Origin of the sequence: Crocosphaera chwakensis CCY0110 (assembly GCF_000169335.1) — a bacterium.
Classification (GTDB): domain Bacteria; phylum Cyanobacteriota; class Cyanobacteriia; order Cyanobacteriales; family Microcystaceae; genus Crocosphaera; species Crocosphaera chwakensis.
In genome coordinates, this window is sequence record NZ_AAXW01000014.1 from 15,415 (window position 1) to 33,084 (window position 17,670).

Consider the following 17,670-nt stretch of genomic DNA (forward strand, 5'->3'; position numbering starts at 1 on the left):
AAATTTTATCCTTTTAATTCCGCCTACCTACTTAGAAACTTTTAAAACTATGACCACCATAGAAACCCAACTAAATATAATCATTAATCCTGACAAGTTAGAAAGATTGAAAAACAAAGTCAGGGATGAGGGAAAAACTCTCGATGACGTAATTAACGAGTTAATTGATGCTTATCTCGCTGATACTCACCCAGACAGTTTAAATAATGCGATCGCAAATCATCCCACTATCCAATCAATGAAAAGCGACATTGATAAACTGGGTAGTTATTTGGATGGGTTAACGAGAGTAATTCAGGATATAAAAGTAGAGCAACTTTCATCAATGAATAATGAATAATTACTTCGTTTTACTTAATTGATAATAAATCCCCCAAATAGCCATCGCCCTCAAATAATGACACGCTCTAAAGGTTCCGACGGCGGTTATAGCTTCAGGAGTCCGAAACTGTAAGCCATTTTCATATACTTGTTTAACCACAGCTTCAGTTAATTTTAAGGCTTCATCTTTCATGCCCATTTGTATTAAGAAAGAGGCTAAACCAAAATTAATTCCCGTCCAAACTTCTTGGGGATGGGTTGAGTTCGGATCTTCTGGAGTTCCATCAGGTTTCATGCCATTTGCTGCTCCATATTTTCCGTTTTGAAACTTTAAGAAACAAGCTTCATAAACTTTCTTTAACGCTGATAGCGCATATTGATTTTCAACCACATCAGGCAAACCCAATAAACGAGCATAAAATTGACCCGATAATTGATCTGCCATCACCACATCAGACCCGCTTTCACTATCTAATTTATAGTATTCTCCATTCCATAAAGTGCTATGATAAACCGAGCGAGATTGTTGTAACCAATTCTGATATTTATCCAATTCCTTTTCAATACATTCAGGATAATTTTTGGGTTCTAATTGTGGATTGTTGGGGCGATTTTCTAATAAGATTTCTCCTATCTTTATAGCAGCTTCTAAAGCAGCGATCCATAATGCTCCACAATAAGCGCTCATTCCCCTTAATTCCCAGTCATCAAATGTCTGATCCGGTGCGCCAGAATTTTCGGGAATACCATCATTATCTAAATCAAATTCTTTAAGATAGTTTAATGCTTCTGGAACCGCTTCCCAACATTCCCAAAGGAATTCGATATCATCTGCTCCTGTTAACAAAAAATCCCGATAAACTTGCAAGACAAAATCGCTACCTAAATCCTTCCAAAGATTACAATCTTGATAGCTTGTATAATTTGTTTTTTCCCAAGGATGTTCATTCGGCGCACCTAAATCATGAGGCGTTGCACCCTTAGCTTTTCTGATGCCTTCAGCTTGGTTATAACCAATGATTCTAATGGTATCATCACTACTAGGAATTGCCCGTGCAAATGCTTCTATGACTGCTTTTTCTAAGCGAGGCCATAACATTAGTAACCCAAACGATCCATATAATCTTACATCTAAGCTTTCATACCAACGATAATCCATACATTCTAAGACACCAAATTGTCCGATAGGATCAGTCTCAGATGCTGCTGTCCAAATTGTTCCGCCATCGGTTAATAAGTATAATTCGTTGAAAAGTGCCATCTTAAACCAGTTGGGCAAATCCTTCTGTTTTAAGATAGAATTATGCCATTCTTCTACTTGATCTCGCCACACATCAGAATGTTTTAAAGCGGTTCTTACCATTGCCCAACCATTTTGACCATTGCGACCAAAAAAGTCAGTATAACGCCGATAAGATTGAATCCCTTGAGCAAATTCTGTTACGGGTAAATCCCAGGCTAAAATGAAGGGAATTTTTTTGACTCTTCCTGGCTTAATCGTAAAACGAATTGCCATAGCTGCTGCAATTTGTTCTCCGGGTTCAGCAGGGGTTTCATCTTCTTGATCTGGCAATGATCCATTCATAGCAAAATAGTCCCAAACCTCTGAACCATCACCATTTGGATTCCATTTTCCGAGATAAAAAACCTCTACACTAGGATTAGTAACACTAGCGATACAGATTTGTCCTTCTCCCTCTTGTACTTGTTCATGGGGTTGTAATCTATTGAGAATAAAACCCACCCGAAAATTATCTTGTATCCACTGATTAAAATTGCCGGTACTATGACCCCATCTCGGTTGATATTCATACTCTGGACTACCGTCATCCCTAACAGTAATTTCAGGGGATTTAATCGCATTAGTAAACCAACCGACAATATTTTGCCAAGTCAGCATAATACTGAGGGTTATGGGTTTATCAGTGGGGTTTTTTATCGTCCATTCAAATACTCCAATGGGATAACTGGTTTCTTGATAGTTATTCGGAATAATGGGAGAAAATTGTTCACAATAAATTTCGGTTTGAAACACTCCTTCGTACTGATACCAACTACAGGGATAAAGAGCCGAATAACTTCCTTTTTCTTGGGGATACCAAGACCAACGAGACAGGGTATTATCTTCTGGGGGTTCCGTAGACAAAGCATAAGCTTGTGCTGTCCCATCTTCTAACTGTTCAAAAATACTAAATTGGCAAGATGGGATACTTTTAAAAATGTGTTCCCCCCCATCCAAATGCCAGAGGTTAAAATCACCACGAGGCGATCGCCCAATACAACCGGCTCCAAACCCACCGAGAGGCATTCCGTGCCAGGGGCCGTCATCTAAATTACTAGCATAGCGTACTGTATAGGGATGATCCCATCCTTGACCGATAGGACGTTTCCAAGCGCAAGAAGGGATGTTTGGGAGGGAAAATAAAGTCTTCATGGGATCATATTTTAGAACAGGAAGGTCATTCAGAACAGTAAGCAAAATCAACCTTATTTAAGCAGGGGTGGGTAAACTTTCTAAATAACGAAGAAATTCTAGTAATTCTTCATCGGATAGCACTTGACGAGATCGCTTTCCGTAAGTTTTGATTAAATATTCTCGACCTTGTTCGGTTGTCCATTTTAATCGTTTTAATTCTGCGTTAGAACGGGCAATAATTTCAGAAAAATCAAGCTCTTCTTCTTCCACCATCGGCGGATTTTCTTCTATTTCTGGTTCTTTAATAGGTTCAGGCGTAGGAATATTGTTTTCTTTGATTTCTGTTTCTTCTATTTTTGTTTCTGTGGGAGTGACAGGAATGGGCAAAGGTTTTTCTTCAATTTCTGGTTCAACTGGTGATGTTTTTTTAGCGTTTGATGTAGATTTTACTTGTTTTTTAGGCGATTTGGTTGGGGTTTCAGTGGTTGTTTTAGTTGAGGGTGGTATTTCTTTTTCTATCTCTTTAGGTTCTTCTTTCTTAGTTACTTTAGTAACGGGTTCAATGGGTTTTTCTGGGGGAGGGGATGCAACTTCAATGTTGGGTTTGGGTTGACTGGTTTCTTGAGGTGAAGGGGAAGATTGAGCGATTACTTTTTCTACTTTTTCCGTAGGTTTATGATCTAGTTCAAGACTTTTTAATGCTCTTTCCCTAGCTCGATCTTCTGCTGTTTCAATGTTGTTATCGGCTGCTAATCCTGTCCCTAATGTTACACCATTATTCTGTAATAATACCCTGACAATATATTGACCATGATCAATGGTTACTAACTCACTCACTAAACTTCCTTCAGGATAATGTTTTCGGAATTGGCTTAACATAATCAATGCCTCTTTGTTCCCAGATTTTTATTAAGTTAACTTGTACTATTGTAACAGGAATTTTACTAAATTTTAAGTAACCGAGGCCATAGCCTCGGAAAAAATAACAGAGGGTTGAAATTAGCTACAATTTACCCTTTAACCATTAAGTAATTCTTGTAATGTTTCTGTTGCTAAGCGAGGCCCATAACAAGTGACAATCTTAGAAGAAGCACGGGACGCTAAATCTCCAGCCTGTGTATAACTCATGCCGTGGGTAAGACCATATAAAAAGGCTCCAGCATACATATCTCCTGCGCCAACAGTATCAATAGCTTGAACGGGGTAAGGCGTAATTTCTATCAATTCTTGACCATCAAAAACCACTGATCCCTGAGAACCTCTAGTAATCGCAAAACCTTTAGATAACTTTTTGAAATAGGCGATCGCTTCAGAAAACTCTTCCGTGTCTGCCATTTTTAAAGCTTCTGATTCATTAGCAAAAATGAAATCTATGTTTGAGCCAATTATTTCTAATAATCCCTCTTTAAAAAAGTCGACCATATTGGGATCAGAGAGAGAAAATGTAGTTTTTACTCCCGAACTTTCAGCAACTTCTCTGGCTTTTATAGCAGCAGCTTTAGCAGTTGGAGAGGTAACTAAATAGCCTTCCATATAGAGGTATTCAGAATCAGCGATCGCCTCAGTTACTAATTCTGCTTCTGATAAACTCCCACTAATTCCTAAGAAAGTGTTCATGGTGCGATCAGCATCAGGCGTAACCATAACTAAGCATTTTCCTGTGCTTCCATCTACTTCTTTTTCATCATGAACATTGGTATCTAAACCACAGTTCTGTAAATCTTCTAAATAGAAAAATCCGGCTTCATCTTTAGCCACTTTACAAGAGTAAAAACCCTTAGCTCCAAATTGACTTAAAGCAACCATTGTATTAGCAGCAGATCCCCCACCACTTTGCTTACAAAGATTACCATTAAATTTAGCGATGATCTCCCCTTGACGAACGTCATCGACCAAAGTCATCACCCCTTTATCAATGTTTAAATCTTGTAATAATTCGGGAGTGACTTGAAACTCCATATCAACCAAAGCATTACCGACACCGTAAACGTGATACTTTCTACCCATGAAAATTCTCTAGCTGTGCTTGTGATCCTCACGATAATATAACAATTGTTTAGGTTTAGACAATTTCTAATTGTTTAGAAGTTTCGCTATTGACAGAAAATAAACATTATGCAGTCAAAGAAGTAGAGGGAGATAGTTGTTCTAAAATAAATTCCCGTTCTCTTCGAGATCGCTCTCTATCCTCATGGCTTAATTTTATTTTGGGATAACAGAAGTGGTTTTTTAACTTCGTCGAACTCACGTTCGTTAACTCTACCCCAAAAAGAGAGATTTAAAACACATTAATGGTCAAATTTTAGCTCCTGAAGTTGCGACCAATTGGTAGTTTAACCATAAAGAGACTTCCTTTGTCTACTACACTGTTTACTTGAATTGTACCGTGATGGGCAAGTACGAGTGCTTTGGCAATAGATAATCCTAAACCTGAACCCCCCCTTACTCTTGAACGTGCTTTATCAACTCGGTAAAATCGTTCAAAAATGTAGGGTAATTCCTTATTGTCAATTCCTATTCCTGTGTCTTGAACTTGAATTAGTGCAAAATTATTATGTTGCTTCAAGATGATTGTTACTTGCCCACCCGTAGGAGTATATTGAATACCATTAACAACTAAATTAAATAATAGACGATAAATTTGCTCAGTATTACCGATTATTTCTAGAGGATAACTAACCCTAATGTCAGGGATTAAAATAATTTCTGATGAAATAGCAAAATTAGCAACTTCTTTAACTAAATCACTAATAAGATCGTTGAGACAAATTTTCTCTTTTTTAATAGAAGTAGTCGAGATTGTATTTAATGGGCAATCTAAACGAGATAATATTAATAAATCAGATACTAAACTTGATAATCTTTTTGTTTGTTTTCTTAAAGTTTCTAACGTATTGCGTAACTCATTTTCAGTTAAACTTGATATCATTAGAGTTGATTCTATTGTAGCTAAGGTAGCAGCTAACGGAGTTCTTAATTCATGGGCTGCATCGGCAGTAAATTGTTGAATTTGATGATAAGATTTAGCTATAGGTTTCATGGCTATTCCTGTTAATATCCAAGCAGAAATACCAATTAAAATAATAGCTAAAGGCAATCCTAATAATAAAATTAAAACTACCATTTTTAAGTAATTATCAAAATCTTTAAGACTTCTAGAAACTTGTAAATAGCCCCAGTTTTCTCCTGTATTGGTGTGTAATAAATGAGATTGTTGTAAATAGCGTATTCCTTGATTATCTGTAATAATTATTTTTTTATCTGGTTGTTTTTTTTGGGATAAACCTTTAGGATAGTTTCGACTATAAGCAATTAAATGATGAGAAAGATCAAAAATTTGTAAGTAATATTGTCCGTTGTCAATAGTTCCAATACGGTAATTAGAAATATTATCTAAAGAAGGACAAGAAGAGTCAACAAGACATAAATTAGGAAAGAATTGTTTAACGTCGTCACTCAGTTTTCCAGGAGTGTCAAGAATAATCTCAAAATTATCATGAAGAGTTCCTGCAACGGTCTTTAATTCTTTTTCTACTGTGATTCGATGAGCATGAATAATGGCTTCATATACCCCAAAACCAATAATTGCTAAAACTAGACTAATTCCACTAATATACCAACTGGCTAAACGCCATTTTGTTTTTCTAAATAATTTTAATTTATCAGGTTTTATTATCATAATCTAAGAATTAATTATTAATAATAAAGCGATAACCCAAACCATAAACAGTTTCAATATAATTGTCTCCACAGTGAGGTTCTAATTTACGCCGTAACAAGCGAATTTGTGCAGCAACTACATTACTCATCGGTTCATTTCCCCATTCCCAAAGTTGTGAAAGAAGCTGATCACGGGTAACAATTTGATTAGGATGTTTCATAAAATATTCTAAGAGTTGAAATTCTTTATTGGTTAAAGGAATAGGTTGATGTTTTCCCATTTGATCTCGATAAAAAATTGTATAATTACTGTAGTCTAATGTAATATGTCCTACGGTTAACTTTTGAGGGTTAATAGTGGGAAAACGGCGTTGTAATGCTCGTAATCTTGCTAATAATTCCGCCATTCCAAAAGGTTTAACTAAATAATCATCGGCACCGGCATCTAAACCAATAACTTTATCTTCTTCTCTATCTTTTGCGGTTAACATTAAAATGGGTAAAGAACTGTTTTGTTGTCTAATTTTTTTGATTAAATCAATGCCTGATATTTTCGGTAATAACCAATCAAAAATACCGATAGTATAGAGATTTAATCCCATTTCTATTAAATCATTAGCTTCTTCTCCATCCTTCGCCCAATCTACAATATAATTATGTTGAATTAAAACCCGTTTAATGGCAGTTCCTAAGTCATTTTCGTCTTCAACTAATAAGATACGCATAAGTTTTATTCATGTTTCTGCCTGTGCTGGTTTGATCATCAATATCATAATGAATAATAGTAACAAAAAAAAGAATAATGATATTTCATCCTCATTTCATTTTTCAGCGTAATAATATTAACGTAATCGTTTAAATAGCTAAATTATTAAGTTTTGTTACTTAAGCGAAACTCTCCAGTAGACTAGAGGGTTTACCATGAAAGTAGCAGAAAAGTTAAGTGATTGGAGGCAAAACAATGAAAATCAACTTAGCTAATAAAACCCTTCAAAGTTCAGCTTTAGCAGGAATCACCTTATTAGTATTGAGTTCTATTCCTCTATTAGCAGACAATCCTACTTCACAACCGACATCCAACACGAATACTGTTCCTTGTTGGAATACACCTGGTAATTCTCAAACCTATCAACAACATCGGCAATGGATGGCGCAACAAGGTTCCATGATGGGTCAAGATTGGCAAGGAAGCGGTGGTTGGGGACACCATTCCCAATACGGCAGAATGTATGACCCGAATAATATGGCTACTGTTAGGGGAGAAGTTGTCAGCGTCAATACGTTTACCCCAAGAGAGGGGATGTCCGGCGGTATGCACCTACAGTTGAAAACGGACAATAATCAAACAATGGATGTTCATTTAGGCCCGGCTTGGTATCTTCAAAATCAAGATGTTCAAATTCAACCCAACGATAACATTGAAGTGATCGGTTCAAGAATGAATTTTAATGGTCAATCTGCCATGATGGCTGCCTCTGTTCAGAAAGGAGAGATGACCCTAATGCTAAGAAATGAGAATGGTTTTCCTATGTGGCATGGATGGAGAGGTAATCAATAAAAAATTACTCAGTCTCAAGTCTTGACTCTACAGTTTACTACAGACTCTAGACTATGAAATACCACTAAAGAGACAAATACCGATGAATCAAGACACTTTACTCAGAATAGGAGAATTAGCCAAACAAACAGGGTTATCTGTGGGAAATTTACGATATTACAGCGATTTGGGTGTTTTACATCCCGTTAAAATTGCAGACAATGGCTATCGTTACTATAGCTTAGATGCCAGTCAACAAGTTGCCTTTATCAAAAAAGCCCAGTCCCTGGGTTTTTCCCTAGAAGAAATTAAGCGCATTTTGGATGTCAGAGATCGAGGTGAAATCCCCTGTGAATTAGTGCAAGACTTACTCGACCAGAAAATAGAAGATTTAGAAATAAAAATAAAGCAAATGACCTTATTTAAAGCTGAATTAGAAGAATATAGGAATACGTGGCACAGTAATCCTAACCCACAGCCTAAATCTGATGAGGTTTGTCCTTTAATTTCTAGCGTGTCTCTACATTCTGGGAAAAACTAACTATTTTAGAGGATAATCACATGGAAACTTGCCATTTAAAATTAGAAGGAATGAGTTGCGCTAGTTGTGCCTCTACCATTGAACAAGCGTTAAGCAATGCGAAAGGAGTCAGAAAAAGTAATGTTAATTTTGCTCTGTCTCAAGCCACAGTAACCTATGATCCAAATCTAACTAATCCATCCTTAATTCAAGACGTGGTTAAAGACATCGGTTATAAGGCTTTTTCTCAAGAAGAAAATGAAGGACAAGGAGATGAAGAAAAAGCCACAAGAGAAGCCGAAAAAAAAGAATTAACTTATAAAGTTATTGTCGGTTGTGTCATTAGTATTTTGTTAATTATTGGGATGTTACCCATGATGACAGGGTTAGAAATAGATTGGATTCCAGGTTTTCTCCAAAGTCATTGGGGACAATTTATCTTAGCCACTCCTGTTATTTTTTGGGTAGGAACTGACTTTTTTACTGGGGCTTGGAAAGCTTTTAAGCATCATTCTGCTAACATGGATACTTTAGTCTCATTAGGGACTGGGGTCGCTTATTTGTACTCTTTATTTGCTACTATTTTTCCTCAAATTTTAGAATCCCAAGGTATTTCTGCCGAAGTTTATTATGAAGTTGCTTCAGTAGTGATTACCCTGGTTTTATTAGGAAGATTATTAGAAAATAGAGCCAAAGGACAAACCTCAGAAGCCATCAGAAAATTAATGGGGTTACAAGCAAAAACAGCCAGAATCATTCGAGGTCAACAAGAGCTAGATATTCCCATTGATCAAGTAATGGTAGAAGATATCATCGTGGTTCGTCCAGGGGAAAAAATTCCTGTTGATGGAGAAGTCGTTGAAGGAGAATCTTCTATTGATGAATCAATGGTGACGGGTGAACCTATTCCTATTAAGAAAAAAGCAGGAGATGAAGTAATCGGCGCAACCATTAATAAGACAGGAAGTTTTAAATTTAAAGCGACAAAAGTCGGTAAAGATACGGTTTTAGCACAGATTGTTAAATTAGTTCAAGATGCCCAAGGCAGTAAAGCCCCTATTCAACAATTAGCCGATCAAGTGACGGGATGGTTTGTGCCAGCAGTGATGGCTGTTGCTATTCTGACATTTATTATATGGTTTAATGCGATCGGTAACGTTACCCTGGCCATGATTACAACCGTAGGGGTTTTAATTATTGCTTGTCCTTGTGCCTTGGGTTTAGCAACACCAACATCTATTATGGTAGGAACCGGAAAAGGGGCAGAAAATGGGGTATTAATTAAAGGAGCAGATAGCTTAGAATTAGCCCATAAACTAAATACAATTGTCTGCGATAAAACAGGAACCATTACCCAAGGAAAACCCAGTGTAACTAACTATATTACGGTTAAAGGAGTGGCTAACAATCATGAAATTGAACTCTTAAAAATAGCTGCTGCTTTAGAAAAACAGTCCGAACATCCTCTGGCCGAAGCTGTGGTTAATTATGCCCAATCTCAAGGGGTAAAAATGCCTTTACCTGAAGTGAGGAATTTTGAAGCAGTAGCAGGGATGGGAGTCCAAGGAAAGGTATCAGGAAAATTGGTACAAATTGGCACACAAAGATGGATGGATGCGTTAAATATCAATACCCAATCTTTAGACTCAACTCGTCAACAATGGGAACAAGAAGCCCAAACCACTGCTTTAATCGCTATAGATGGGCAAATTGAGGGCTTAATGGGTATTGCTGATGCCATCAAACCCTCTTCAGTTGAAGCGGTAAAAGCGTTACAAAGAATGGGGTTAGAAGTGGTGATGTTAACAGGAGATAACCAAAAAACCGCCGAAGCGATCGCTTCTCAAGTGGGAATTAAACGAGTTTTTGCCCAAGTTCGTCCCGACCAAAAAGCCAGTACCATTCAACAAATTCAACAAGAAAGATTGAACCGAAAACAAAAACATAAAATCGTTGCAATGGTGGGAGATGGTATTAATGATGCCCCCGCTTTAGCCCAAGCAGACGTAGGAATTGCGATCGGAACGGGAACCGATGTGGCTATGGCAGCAAGTGATTTAACCCTAATTTCTGGGGATTTACGAGGCATTGTCACCGCCATTAAACTCAGTCATGCCACCATGAGAAATATTAAAGAAAATCTCTTTTTTGCCTACATTTACAATACCCTGGGTATTCCCATTGCAGCCGGTATTTTATATCCCTTTTTCGGTTGGTTATTGAATCCCATGATTGCAGGGGCTGCTATGGCGTTTAGTTCGGTTTCTGTGGTAACAAATGCGTTAAGATTGCGTAATTTTAACCCGACTGTTAATCGTTAATTGATGAAAATAAGGAGTAAACAACATGAAATCTAATCAAGTCATTTTCACAGGTTTATTAAGTCTCGGTTTAATCTTAGGAAATGTCCAACTATCTCAAGCTCAAATGGACATGACTCAATCAGGTCAAAAATTTTCTCGCATTGAACAACCTTTATCTTTAAAACTATTAGTCACTTTAGGAGGGTTAGGGTTAATTGGGGCTGAAGTTTGGTGGTTTTTATTCAGTAAAAGTCAATCAAAACAAGCAACCACTAATCAGGGAATTCAAGAAGTTCAAATTACAGTTAATGGAGGCTATAATCCTGACAGAATTAGGGTTAACGTCGGACAACCTGTAAGATTAAATTTTCTACGAAAAGATCCCAGTAGTTGCCTAGAAAAAGTTATTTTACCTGACTTTCATAAAGCTCTCGATTTACCGATGAATCAAGTAAGTTCTCTAGAATTTATCCCAAATCAAGTAGGAGACTATACTTTTCATTGTGGGATGAATATGTTTAGAGGTGTTTTAGAAGTTCAAGACACAAACTCACAAGAAAATCATAATAGTCAAAAATCGGAGTCTGTTGCTTCTGTTTAGAGTATGAAGATTTAGAAATGATTGAGTTAGCAAAATTATCTAAAAAATCATCTAAAGACTACTAAATTAACAAATAAAAATGAAATTAGTATGAAATCAAGTTTCATCAATAGTAAGATATATTTTTCTGTCAAAAAGGAGAAGAATGACTGACTATAAATCGTTATTATTTCAGCATTGCAAACAGATTAAATAATAGTAGTTTTTAATGTTATTAGTTCACGAAGAATATCAATCTAGCTTTGATGTAGCATTAAAATGTGCTGTCGAATGTGAACATTGTGCTGAAGCTTGTATGGGTCAAGCTGAGATGGTTAAATGCGCTCGCACTTGTTTAGACTGTGCTGAAATTTGTCGTACTATTTCCACCTATATGGTACGGGGTTCTCGCTTTATTTCCCACTTAGCTAGAGCCTGTGCTGAAATTTGCCAAGCTTGTGCCGATGAATGCAGTTCTCACGATACCGAACATTGCCAGAAATGCGCTCAAGCTTGTCGCGAAGCAGTTAAAGAATACAACAATATTGCTGCTGTAGCTGCATAGAAAAATTCAACAGAGGCTGAAAAGTTTTTAACCTTTAGCCTCTGCAAGATAAATTTAACCGTCTAATCAAAAAAAATTTGAATAATAATCATAATTATAGAGGGAAAATTATGAATAATAAACCTATCATTTATGGAGTCACTGGTTTCATTTCAGGTGCTGTTGTCGTTATTTTAATTGGCATCTTAGGAATGTCTGGTATGATGTGGGGAATGGGTGGAATGATGAACGGTATGTTTAGAGGAAGATGTGACAATTACTCAACTCCAACAGTTCCGAATAACTGAAAATAAGTAGATTGTAGGGTGAGCCAATCCCATGAATTATTAAATTTACCCAATAGATAACAAAAATATAGAAGAGAAAAGTGATAATTTATTCATTTAAAGTTCCTTGAAGCAATCTTTTTATTTCTATAGAGCTAATCTTGATTTGATCTGATTTTGTATAAATCACTAAAAGTAAAATTATCTCTCTTCTGTCAATCTAGGCAGAAGAATTAAACCAACTGTCAAAGTCAGAGTTGGTGCAGATTATCCTGACGCAAGTTAGAATAGGCATCGGATAGCGTGCATTAGGAGTCGTGAAACCCGATGAAAACAAAATTATCTGGTTTTGGGTAGGTTCTCATGCTGAACTATGAAAAGATTCTAGATAAAAAATAAACTTGCGATCGTCTTTATTAAAAAAACTTTCTATAATTTAAGTTGAAAACTCTAGAAATCAAAAAAATAGAAAGAATATCATGAACAAAATTGTCAATAAAACCTTACGCTTTATTAACCTTTGGGAAAAAATGGAAATAATAGCTGCTTTGATCTTGACTATCATCATTTTAGGCTATGCCGTCTTTCCTAAGAATCATCAAACCATAACCGAGTTTCATGATGAGATTCCTTCTACAACACAGCCATAATATGCTTCGTTGACTACTCCCTGCACAAAAAAATTACTATAACCCTTGCTTTTTATATGCAATTTCATATACAATATTTGATTGTGGCCAAAAGCTAGTCAATTGACATTGGCTGAACTAAAGGGACACAAGTCGCTTCGAGATACTGAAGAAATAAAGCTTTAAGTCTTGGAGAGTCACGGCAACCCAACTTAACCCGTTTTTACAAGCAGGTTAAACCTATCGTTAACTGTTTATATTGATTTGGACTAACTTGCGTTAGAGCCTATTCATAAAAACAAAGCGAGGAAAAACTATCTCGCTTGTTTAGGTGTGAATAAAGCACCTAAATTCTGTTGTCTAGCCTATAGAGGAAAAAACCGTGGCTGTTGGTCTTCTTGGAACCAAACTCGGTATGACCCAAATCTTCGAGGAGGAATCGGGTTTAGCCATTCCTGTCACCGTAGTACAAGCGGGTCCATGTACCATTACACAAATAAAAACCGCCGAAACCGATGGTTATACTGCTATCCAAATCGGTTATTTAGAAGTTAGAGAAAAAAACCTAACTAAACCAGAGTTAGGACATTTAAAAAAAGCAGAAGCCTCTCCTCTACGTCATCTCAAAGAATATCGGGTTGAAGATACCGCTTCATACACATTAGGGGAAGCAGTAAAAGCCGACATTTTCAATGCAGGGGACTTAGTTGATATTGCTGGAACCTCTATGGGAAGAGGATTTGCTGGTTATCAAAAACGCCATAATTTTAAACGGGGTTCGATGACCCACGGGTCAAAAAACCATCGTTTACCAGGATCAACCGGTGCAGGAACCACCCCAGGACGGGTTTATCCAGGAAAGAAAATGGCAGGTCAATATGGTGCAGTGACAACCACCACCCGTCATTTAGAAGTGGTAAAAGTGGATGCAGAACGTAACTTGCTACTTATTAGAGGAGCCGTTCCTGGTAAACCAGGCGGTCTTTTAAACATTACTCCTGCCAAAATTGTTGGTAAATAAGCACGAACTCATAACTAAACGAGAAAAAAGCAAGAAAAATGGTAGATTGTAACGTTAAAAACTGGCAAGGGGAAGAAGTTGGCCAAGCCACCCTAGAGTTAAAAGTAGCCAAAGACGAAACAGCATCACACTTATTACATCGTGCCGTTGTTCGTCATCTAGCCAACGCTCGCCAAGGAACTGCCTCAAGCAAAACTAGAGCAGAAGTTAGAGGCGGTGGCCGTAAACCCTGGCGACAGAAAGGAACCGGTAGAGCGAGAGCCGGATCGATTCGTTCTCCTCTGTGGCGAGGAGGTGGGGTCATTTTTGGACCAAAACCCAGAGATTTTGGCTTGAAAATGAACCGCAAAGAAAGACGGTTAGCCCTAAGAACAGCCATCGGCAGTCGAGCGGAAGACATGATTGTGGTTGAAAACTTTGCCGAGCAACTGCCCCAACCCAAAACCAAAGAATTAGCCTCAGCTTTAGGGCGTTGGGGTGTCGAACCCAATCAAAAAGTGGCTTTGGTGTTAGTAGAAACTGACGAAAATATTTATTTATCAGCCCGAAATATTTGTTACCTCAAGATTATGAGAGCAGATAGTTTGAATGTTTATGATCTACTCGATGCTGATAAAATCGTCATCACCTCCGAAGCCTTAACTAAAATTCAGGAGGTATACAATGACTGATTATAATCCCCGTGATTTGGCTGATTTGGTACTTAAGCCCATTATTACCGAAAAAGCCACCCTATTATTAGAACAAAATAAATATGTGTTTGATGTGTTGCCCAAAGCTACCAAACCAGAAATTAAAGCAGCGATCGAAAGTTTATTTGATGTCAAAGTAACTGGGGTCAATACCATTCGTCCCCCTCGTAAAAAGCGTCGTGTTGGCAGATTTATCGGTCATAAACCCTTATATAAACGAGCGATCGTTACCTTAGAAGAAGGAGATACCATTAACCTCTTCCCTGACGTATAACGTTATCCGTCGAGTAACAGGTAACTTAGTCATTGATAGAATCCTGTCGTTATCAGCAAACGACTCAATTAGTAGACCAAACCTAAAAAATAATCATGGGTATTCGTACTTATCGGCCATACACTCCCGGAACTAGACAAGCATCTGTCTCAGATTTCGCGGACATTACCAAACGGAAGCCGGAAAAATCACTAACCACTTACAAGCACAATAAAAAAGGGCGCAATAACCGAGGTGTTATTACCAGTCGTCACCGTGGCGGTGGTCATAAACGGTTATACCGCATTGTGGACTTTAAACGAGACAAATATGGAGTTCCTGCCAAAGTAGCAGCCATCGAATACGATCCCAATCGTAACGCTCGTATCGCTCTATTATTCTATGCAGACGGCGAAAAACGCTATATTTTAGCCCCTGCTGGTATCACAGTCGGCACAGAAGTGGTTTCAGGGGAAGATTCCCCCTTTGAAGTTGGCAACGCCTTGCCCCTATACAAAATTCCTTTAGGGACAGAAGTCCATAACGTCGAATTAGTGGCTGGGAAAGGAGGTCAAATGGTACGAGCTGCGGGGGCTGCTGCTCAAGTAGTCGCCAAAGAAGGAGACTATGTTACCTTACGACTCCCGTCCAAAGAAGTGCGAATGGTACGTAAAGAATGCTATGCCACTATTGGCCGCGTCGGTAACACCGAAGCTCGTAATATCAAGCTAGGAAAAGCAGGTAGAACCCGCCATTTAGGACGTAGGCCCCATGTTAGAGGAAGCGTCATGAACCCAGTTGATCACCCCCACGGCGGAGGAGAAGGACGCGCTCCTGTTGGTAGAAGTGGACCAATGACCCCTTGGGGTAAACCAGCTTTAGGGGCAAAAACCCGAAATAAGAAAAAAGCCAGTTCTCGCCTGATTGTACGCCGTCGCCGTTAAAACCATAGAGTAGGTTGAAATTATTATGAGTCGCTCCCTAAAAAAAGGCCCTTTTATTGCAGATAGTCTACTAACTAAGATTGAAAAGCTCAATGAAAAAGGAGATAAACAGGTAATTAAAACCTGGTCTAGAGCTTCTACCATCATCCCTGCCATGATTGGTCATACCATTGCTGTCCATAACGGTAAACAGCACGTTCCTATTTTTATTTCCGAACAAATGGTCGGTCATAAACTAGGAGAATTTGCCCCCACCCGTACCTTTAGAGGACACGCTAAGGGTGATAAAAAAGCTCGACGATAAGAAAAAAGCAGGAATCAAAAAACACGAAGCATAACAAGTATGCTCTGTTCCCTGTTCAAATAACAAGTTACAGATAGACACAAACATTATGGCAGTTGATACAACTACAGAAGCCAAAGCCGTAGCCCGTTATATTCGGATGTCCCCCTTTAAGGTAAGACGGGTACTCGATCAAATTAGAGGTCGCTCTTACCGAGAAGCCTTGATTATCCTCGAATTTATGCCCTATCGAGCCTGTGAGCCAATTTTAAAACTATTGCGCTCAGCGGTAGCTAACGCCGAACATAATCAAGGACTTGATCCAGCCACCTTAGTCGTTAGTAAAGCTTACGCTGATGGAGGACCGAGTTTAAGACGGTATCGACCCAGAGCGCAAGGACGGGCCTATCAAATTCGTAAACCCACCTGCCACATTACCATTGCCGTCGCTCCCCAAATAGAAGACAACTAACGACCTTAAGCACTCAAAGAATATGGGACAAAAAATACATCCAATCGGTTTTCGTCTCGGTGTTACCAAAGAACATAAATCCTGTTGGTATGCCGATAAGAGACGCTATCCTGAACTATTACAAGAAGATTTAGCCATCCGGCAGTATGTTGAAAAAAATCTCAGTAATGCTGGTATTGCTGATATTCGTATTCAAAGAAAAGCCGATCAAATCGACCTTGCTATTCATACTGCTAGACCCGGCGTTGTAGTTGGAAGAGGGGGAAGCGGTATTGAACAGTTACGAACTGGTTTACAGCAAACCCTCGGAGAAAATCGTCAAATTCGCATCAACGTCATCGAAGTATCCCGAGTAGATGCTGATGCTGCTTTAATTGCCGAATATATTACCCAACAACTCGAACGACGGGTATCCTTTCGTCGTGTGGTTCGTCAAGCCATTCAACGAGCCCAAAGAGCAGAAGTTAAAGGGATCAAAATTCAAGTCGGTGGTCGCTTAAATGGGGCTGAAATTGCACGGAGTGAATGGGTGAGAGAAGGACGAGTACCTTTACATACCCTTAGAGCCGACATTGATTACGCCTATCGTACCGCCCAAACCATTTACGGTATTTTAGGGGTTAAAGTTTGGGTCTTCAAAGGAGAGATTATTCCAGGACAAGACGAACAAGCCATGGCTGCTCCTGCCCCTACCCCCAGAAAGAAACGGCGACCCCAACAATTTGAAGACCGTTCTAATGAAGAATAATCAAGACGTTTTAAGTTAAACCGTATCATTAACCACCCATGTTAAGTCCTAGAAGAACCAAATTCCGTAAACAACAACGAGGGCGCATGAGAGGACTAGCTCACCGAGGTAGCACCCTCAACTTTGGGGAGTACGCCTTACAAGCCACCGAACCCTCCTGGATTACCGCCCGTCAAATCGAAGCTGCCCGTCGTGCCATGACCCGTTATATCAAACGGGGGGGGAAAATTTGGATTCGGGTGTTCCCTGATAAACCTGTGACTATGCGAGCAGCAGAAACTCGGATGGGGTCAGGTAAGGGATCGCCAGAATACTGGGTGGCTGTGGTTAAACCAGGGCGAATCATGTTTGAATTATCAGGGGTCTCTGAACCTATCGCCCGTGAAGCCATGCGCCTGGCCGCTCAAAAACTTCCCATTAAAACTAAGTTTATTACGCGCCAAGAGGAGTATATCTAAAA

General features: G+C 38.6%; 21 protein-coding genes. 16 read left to right on the forward strand and 5 right to left on the reverse strand.

Annotated features, from left to right (window positions below):
• Positions 1-49: 49 nt before the first annotated feature.
• The gene (locus tag CY0110_RS10805) at positions 50-340 is read left to right on the forward strand and encodes a uroporphyrinogen decarboxylase/cobalamine-independent methonine synthase family protein (protein ID WP_008275455.1); all 291 of its coding nucleotides are present in this window, start codon (positions 50-52) and stop codon (positions 338-340) included.
• Here the strand turns inward: CY0110_RS10805 and CY0110_RS10810 are convergent, their stop codons facing one another.
• The 5 genes from CY0110_RS10810 to rppA form a co-directional block, all read right to left on the reverse strand.
• Entirely contained in the window at positions 341-2,755 is a 2,415-nt protein-coding gene (locus tag CY0110_RS10810; protein ID WP_008275456.1) for a GH116 family glycosyl hydrolase, read from the reverse strand. It lies immediately after the preceding gene.
• A 57-nt stretch (positions 2,756-2,812) separates the two neighbouring features.
• Positions 2,813-3,616 carry a hypothetical protein gene (locus CY0110_RS10815; RefSeq protein WP_008275457.1) on the reverse strand — a complete coding sequence of 268 codons (804 nt, stop codon included), beginning with the start codon at positions 3,614-3,616 and terminating at the stop codon, positions 2,813-2,815.
• Positions 3,617-3,754: 138 nt separating this feature from the next.
• Positions 3,755-4,744: an adenosine kinase gene (locus tag CY0110_RS10820; protein WP_008275458.1), complete on the reverse strand. Its 990-nt coding sequence runs from the start codon at positions 4,742-4,744 to the stop codon at positions 3,755-3,757.
• 295 nt (positions 4,745-5,039) lie between these two features.
• Complete coding sequence (rppB, locus tag CY0110_RS10825; protein ID WP_008275459.1) at positions 5,040-6,416, reverse strand: two-component system sensor histidine kinase RppB; 1,377 nt, start codon at positions 6,414-6,416, stop codon at positions 5,040-5,042.
• Positions 6,417-6,426: 10 nt separating this feature from the next.
• The gene (rppA, locus tag CY0110_RS10830; protein WP_008275460.1) at positions 6,427-7,122 is read right to left on the reverse strand and encodes a two-component system response regulator RppA; all 696 of its coding nucleotides are present in this window, start codon (positions 7,120-7,122) and stop codon (positions 6,427-6,429) included.
• Between the two features lie 236 nt (positions 7,123-7,358).
• Between rppA and CY0110_RS10835 the strand changes: the two genes are divergently transcribed.
• From CY0110_RS10835 to rplP, 15 genes are all read left to right on the forward strand, one after another.
• Complete coding sequence (locus tag CY0110_RS10835) at positions 7,359-7,955, forward strand: hypothetical protein (protein ID WP_035799172.1); 597 nt, start codon at positions 7,359-7,361, stop codon at positions 7,953-7,955.
• Positions 7,956-8,037: 82 nt separating this feature from the next.
• Positions 8,038-8,475: a heavy metal-responsive transcriptional regulator gene (locus tag CY0110_RS10840; RefSeq protein WP_008275462.1), complete on the forward strand. Its 438-nt coding sequence runs from the start codon at positions 8,038-8,040 to the stop codon at positions 8,473-8,475.
• A gap of 20 nt (positions 8,476-8,495) precedes the next feature.
• The gene (locus CY0110_RS10845) at positions 8,496-10,775 is read left to right on the forward strand and encodes a heavy metal translocating P-type ATPase (protein ID WP_008275463.1); all 2,280 of its coding nucleotides are present in this window, start codon (positions 8,496-8,498) and stop codon (positions 10,773-10,775) included.
• Positions 10,776-10,800: 25 nt separating this feature from the next.
• The gene (locus tag CY0110_RS10850) at positions 10,801-11,358 is read left to right on the forward strand and encodes a cupredoxin domain-containing protein (RefSeq protein WP_008275464.1); all 558 of its coding nucleotides are present in this window, start codon (positions 10,801-10,803) and stop codon (positions 11,356-11,358) included.
• A gap of 208 nt (positions 11,359-11,566) precedes the next feature.
• A complete protein-coding gene (locus CY0110_RS10855; protein ID WP_008275465.1) occupies positions 11,567-11,902 on the forward strand; it encodes a four-helix bundle copper-binding protein in 336 nt (111 codons plus the stop codon).
• Positions 11,903-12,012: 110 nt separating this feature from the next.
• Entirely contained in the window at positions 12,013-12,189 is a 177-nt protein-coding gene (locus tag CY0110_RS29940) for a hypothetical protein (RefSeq protein WP_008275466.1), read from the forward strand.
• A gap of 458 nt (positions 12,190-12,647) precedes the next feature.
• Positions 12,648-12,818 (forward strand): hypothetical protein, encoded by a 171-nt coding sequence (locus CY0110_RS30400; protein WP_008275467.1) that lies wholly within the window; start codon positions 12,648-12,650, stop codon positions 12,816-12,818.
• A 361-nt stretch (positions 12,819-13,179) separates the two neighbouring features.
• Positions 13,180-13,818, forward strand: coding sequence for a 50S ribosomal protein L3 (rplC, locus tag CY0110_RS10860; protein WP_008275468.1), 639 nt, complete (start codon positions 13,180-13,182; stop codon positions 13,816-13,818).
• Positions 13,819-13,856: 38 nt separating this feature from the next.
• A complete protein-coding gene (rplD, locus tag CY0110_RS10865; RefSeq protein ID WP_008275469.1) occupies positions 13,857-14,489 on the forward strand; it encodes a 50S ribosomal protein L4 in 633 nt (210 codons plus the stop codon).
• On the forward strand, positions 14,482-14,784 hold the full coding sequence (locus CY0110_RS10870; protein WP_008275470.1) for a 50S ribosomal protein L23: 303 nt from the start codon (positions 14,482-14,484) through the stop codon (positions 14,782-14,784). The genes rplD and CY0110_RS10870 overlap by 8 nt, the downstream gene beginning before the upstream one ends.
• Before the next feature lie 95 nt (positions 14,785-14,879).
• Positions 14,880-15,707 (forward strand): 50S ribosomal protein L2, encoded by an 828-nt coding sequence (rplB, locus tag CY0110_RS10875; protein ID WP_008275471.1) that lies wholly within the window; start codon positions 14,880-14,882, stop codon positions 15,705-15,707.
• Between the two features lie 25 nt (positions 15,708-15,732).
• Complete coding sequence (gene rpsS, locus CY0110_RS10880; RefSeq protein ID WP_008275473.1) at positions 15,733-16,011, forward strand: 30S ribosomal protein S19; 279 nt, start codon at positions 15,733-15,735, stop codon at positions 16,009-16,011.
• Between the two features lie 88 nt (positions 16,012-16,099).
• Positions 16,100-16,462 (forward strand): 50S ribosomal protein L22, encoded by a 363-nt coding sequence (gene rplV, locus CY0110_RS10885; protein WP_008275474.1) that lies wholly within the window; start codon positions 16,100-16,102, stop codon positions 16,460-16,462.
• 22 nt (positions 16,463-16,484) lie between these two features.
• Positions 16,485-17,210: a 30S ribosomal protein S3 gene (rpsC, locus tag CY0110_RS10890; RefSeq protein ID WP_008275475.1), complete on the forward strand. Its 726-nt coding sequence runs from the start codon at positions 16,485-16,487 to the stop codon at positions 17,208-17,210.
• Between the two features lie 38 nt (positions 17,211-17,248).
• Positions 17,249-17,668 carry a 50S ribosomal protein L16 gene (gene rplP / locus CY0110_RS10895; RefSeq protein ID WP_008275476.1) on the forward strand — a complete coding sequence of 140 codons (420 nt, stop codon included), beginning with the start codon at positions 17,249-17,251 and terminating at the stop codon, positions 17,666-17,668.
• Positions 17,669-17,670 lie beyond the last annotated feature (2 nt).

What these genes read in the sequence shown, in the direction of transcription:
- CY0110_RS10835 (WP_035799172.1), top strand. Translation starts at nt 7,359, where the DNA reads ATGAAAATCAACTTAGCTAATAAAACCCTTCAAAGTTCAGCTTTAGCA.
- CY0110_RS10820 (WP_008275458.1), bottom strand. Translation starts at nt 4,744, where the DNA reads ATGGGTAGAAAGTATCACGTTTACGGTGTCGGTAATGCTTTGGTTGAT.
- CY0110_RS10850 (WP_008275464.1), top strand. Translation starts at nt 10,801, where the DNA reads ATGAAATCTAATCAAGTCATTTTCACAGGTTTATTAAGTCTCGGTTTA.
- CY0110_RS10840 (WP_008275462.1), top strand. Translation starts at nt 8,038, where the DNA reads ATGAATCAAGACACTTTACTCAGAATAGGAGAATTAGCCAAACAAACA.
- rppB (WP_008275459.1), bottom strand. Translation starts at nt 6,416, where the DNA reads ATGATAATAAAACCTGATAAATTAAAATTATTTAGAAAAACAAAATGG.
- CY0110_RS10845 (WP_008275463.1), top strand. Translation starts at nt 8,496, where the DNA reads ATGGAAACTTGCCATTTAAAATTAGAAGGAATGAGTTGCGCTAGTTGT.
- rppA (WP_008275460.1), bottom strand. Translation starts at nt 7,122, where the DNA reads ATGCGTATCTTATTAGTTGAAGACGAAAATGACTTAGGAACTGCCATT.
- rplD (WP_008275469.1), top strand. Translation starts at nt 13,857, where the DNA reads ATGGTAGATTGTAACGTTAAAAACTGGCAAGGGGAAGAAGTTGGCCAA.
- rplV (WP_008275474.1), top strand. Translation starts at nt 16,100, where the DNA reads ATGGCAGTTGATACAACTACAGAAGCCAAAGCCGTAGCCCGTTATATT.
- CY0110_RS10810 (WP_008275456.1), bottom strand. Translation starts at nt 2,755, where the DNA reads ATGAAGACTTTATTTTCCCTCCCAAACATCCCTTCTTGCGCTTGGAAA.
- rpsC (WP_008275475.1), top strand. Translation starts at nt 16,485, where the DNA reads ATGGGACAAAAAATACATCCAATCGGTTTTCGTCTCGGTGTTACCAAA.
- CY0110_RS29940 (WP_008275466.1), top strand. Translation starts at nt 12,013, where the DNA reads ATGAATAATAAACCTATCATTTATGGAGTCACTGGTTTCATTTCAGGT.
- CY0110_RS10805 (WP_008275455.1), top strand. Translation starts at nt 50, where the DNA reads ATGACCACCATAGAAACCCAACTAAATATAATCATTAATCCTGACAAG.
- CY0110_RS10855 (WP_008275465.1), top strand. Translation starts at nt 11,567, where the DNA reads ATGTTATTAGTTCACGAAGAATATCAATCTAGCTTTGATGTAGCATTA.
- rpsS (WP_008275473.1), top strand. Translation starts at nt 15,733, where the DNA reads ATGAGTCGCTCCCTAAAAAAAGGCCCTTTTATTGCAGATAGTCTACTA.
- rplB (WP_008275471.1), top strand. Translation starts at nt 14,880, where the DNA reads ATGGGTATTCGTACTTATCGGCCATACACTCCCGGAACTAGACAAGCA.
- rplP (WP_008275476.1), top strand. Translation starts at nt 17,249, where the DNA reads ATGTTAAGTCCTAGAAGAACCAAATTCCGTAAACAACAACGAGGGCGC.
- CY0110_RS10815 (WP_008275457.1), bottom strand. Translation starts at nt 3,616, where the DNA reads ATGTTAAGCCAATTCCGAAAACATTATCCTGAAGGAAGTTTAGTGAGT.
- CY0110_RS30400 (WP_008275467.1), top strand. Translation starts at nt 12,648, where the DNA reads ATGAACAAAATTGTCAATAAAACCTTACGCTTTATTAACCTTTGGGAA.
- CY0110_RS10870 (WP_008275470.1), top strand. Translation starts at nt 14,482, where the DNA reads ATGACTGATTATAATCCCCGTGATTTGGCTGATTTGGTACTTAAGCCC.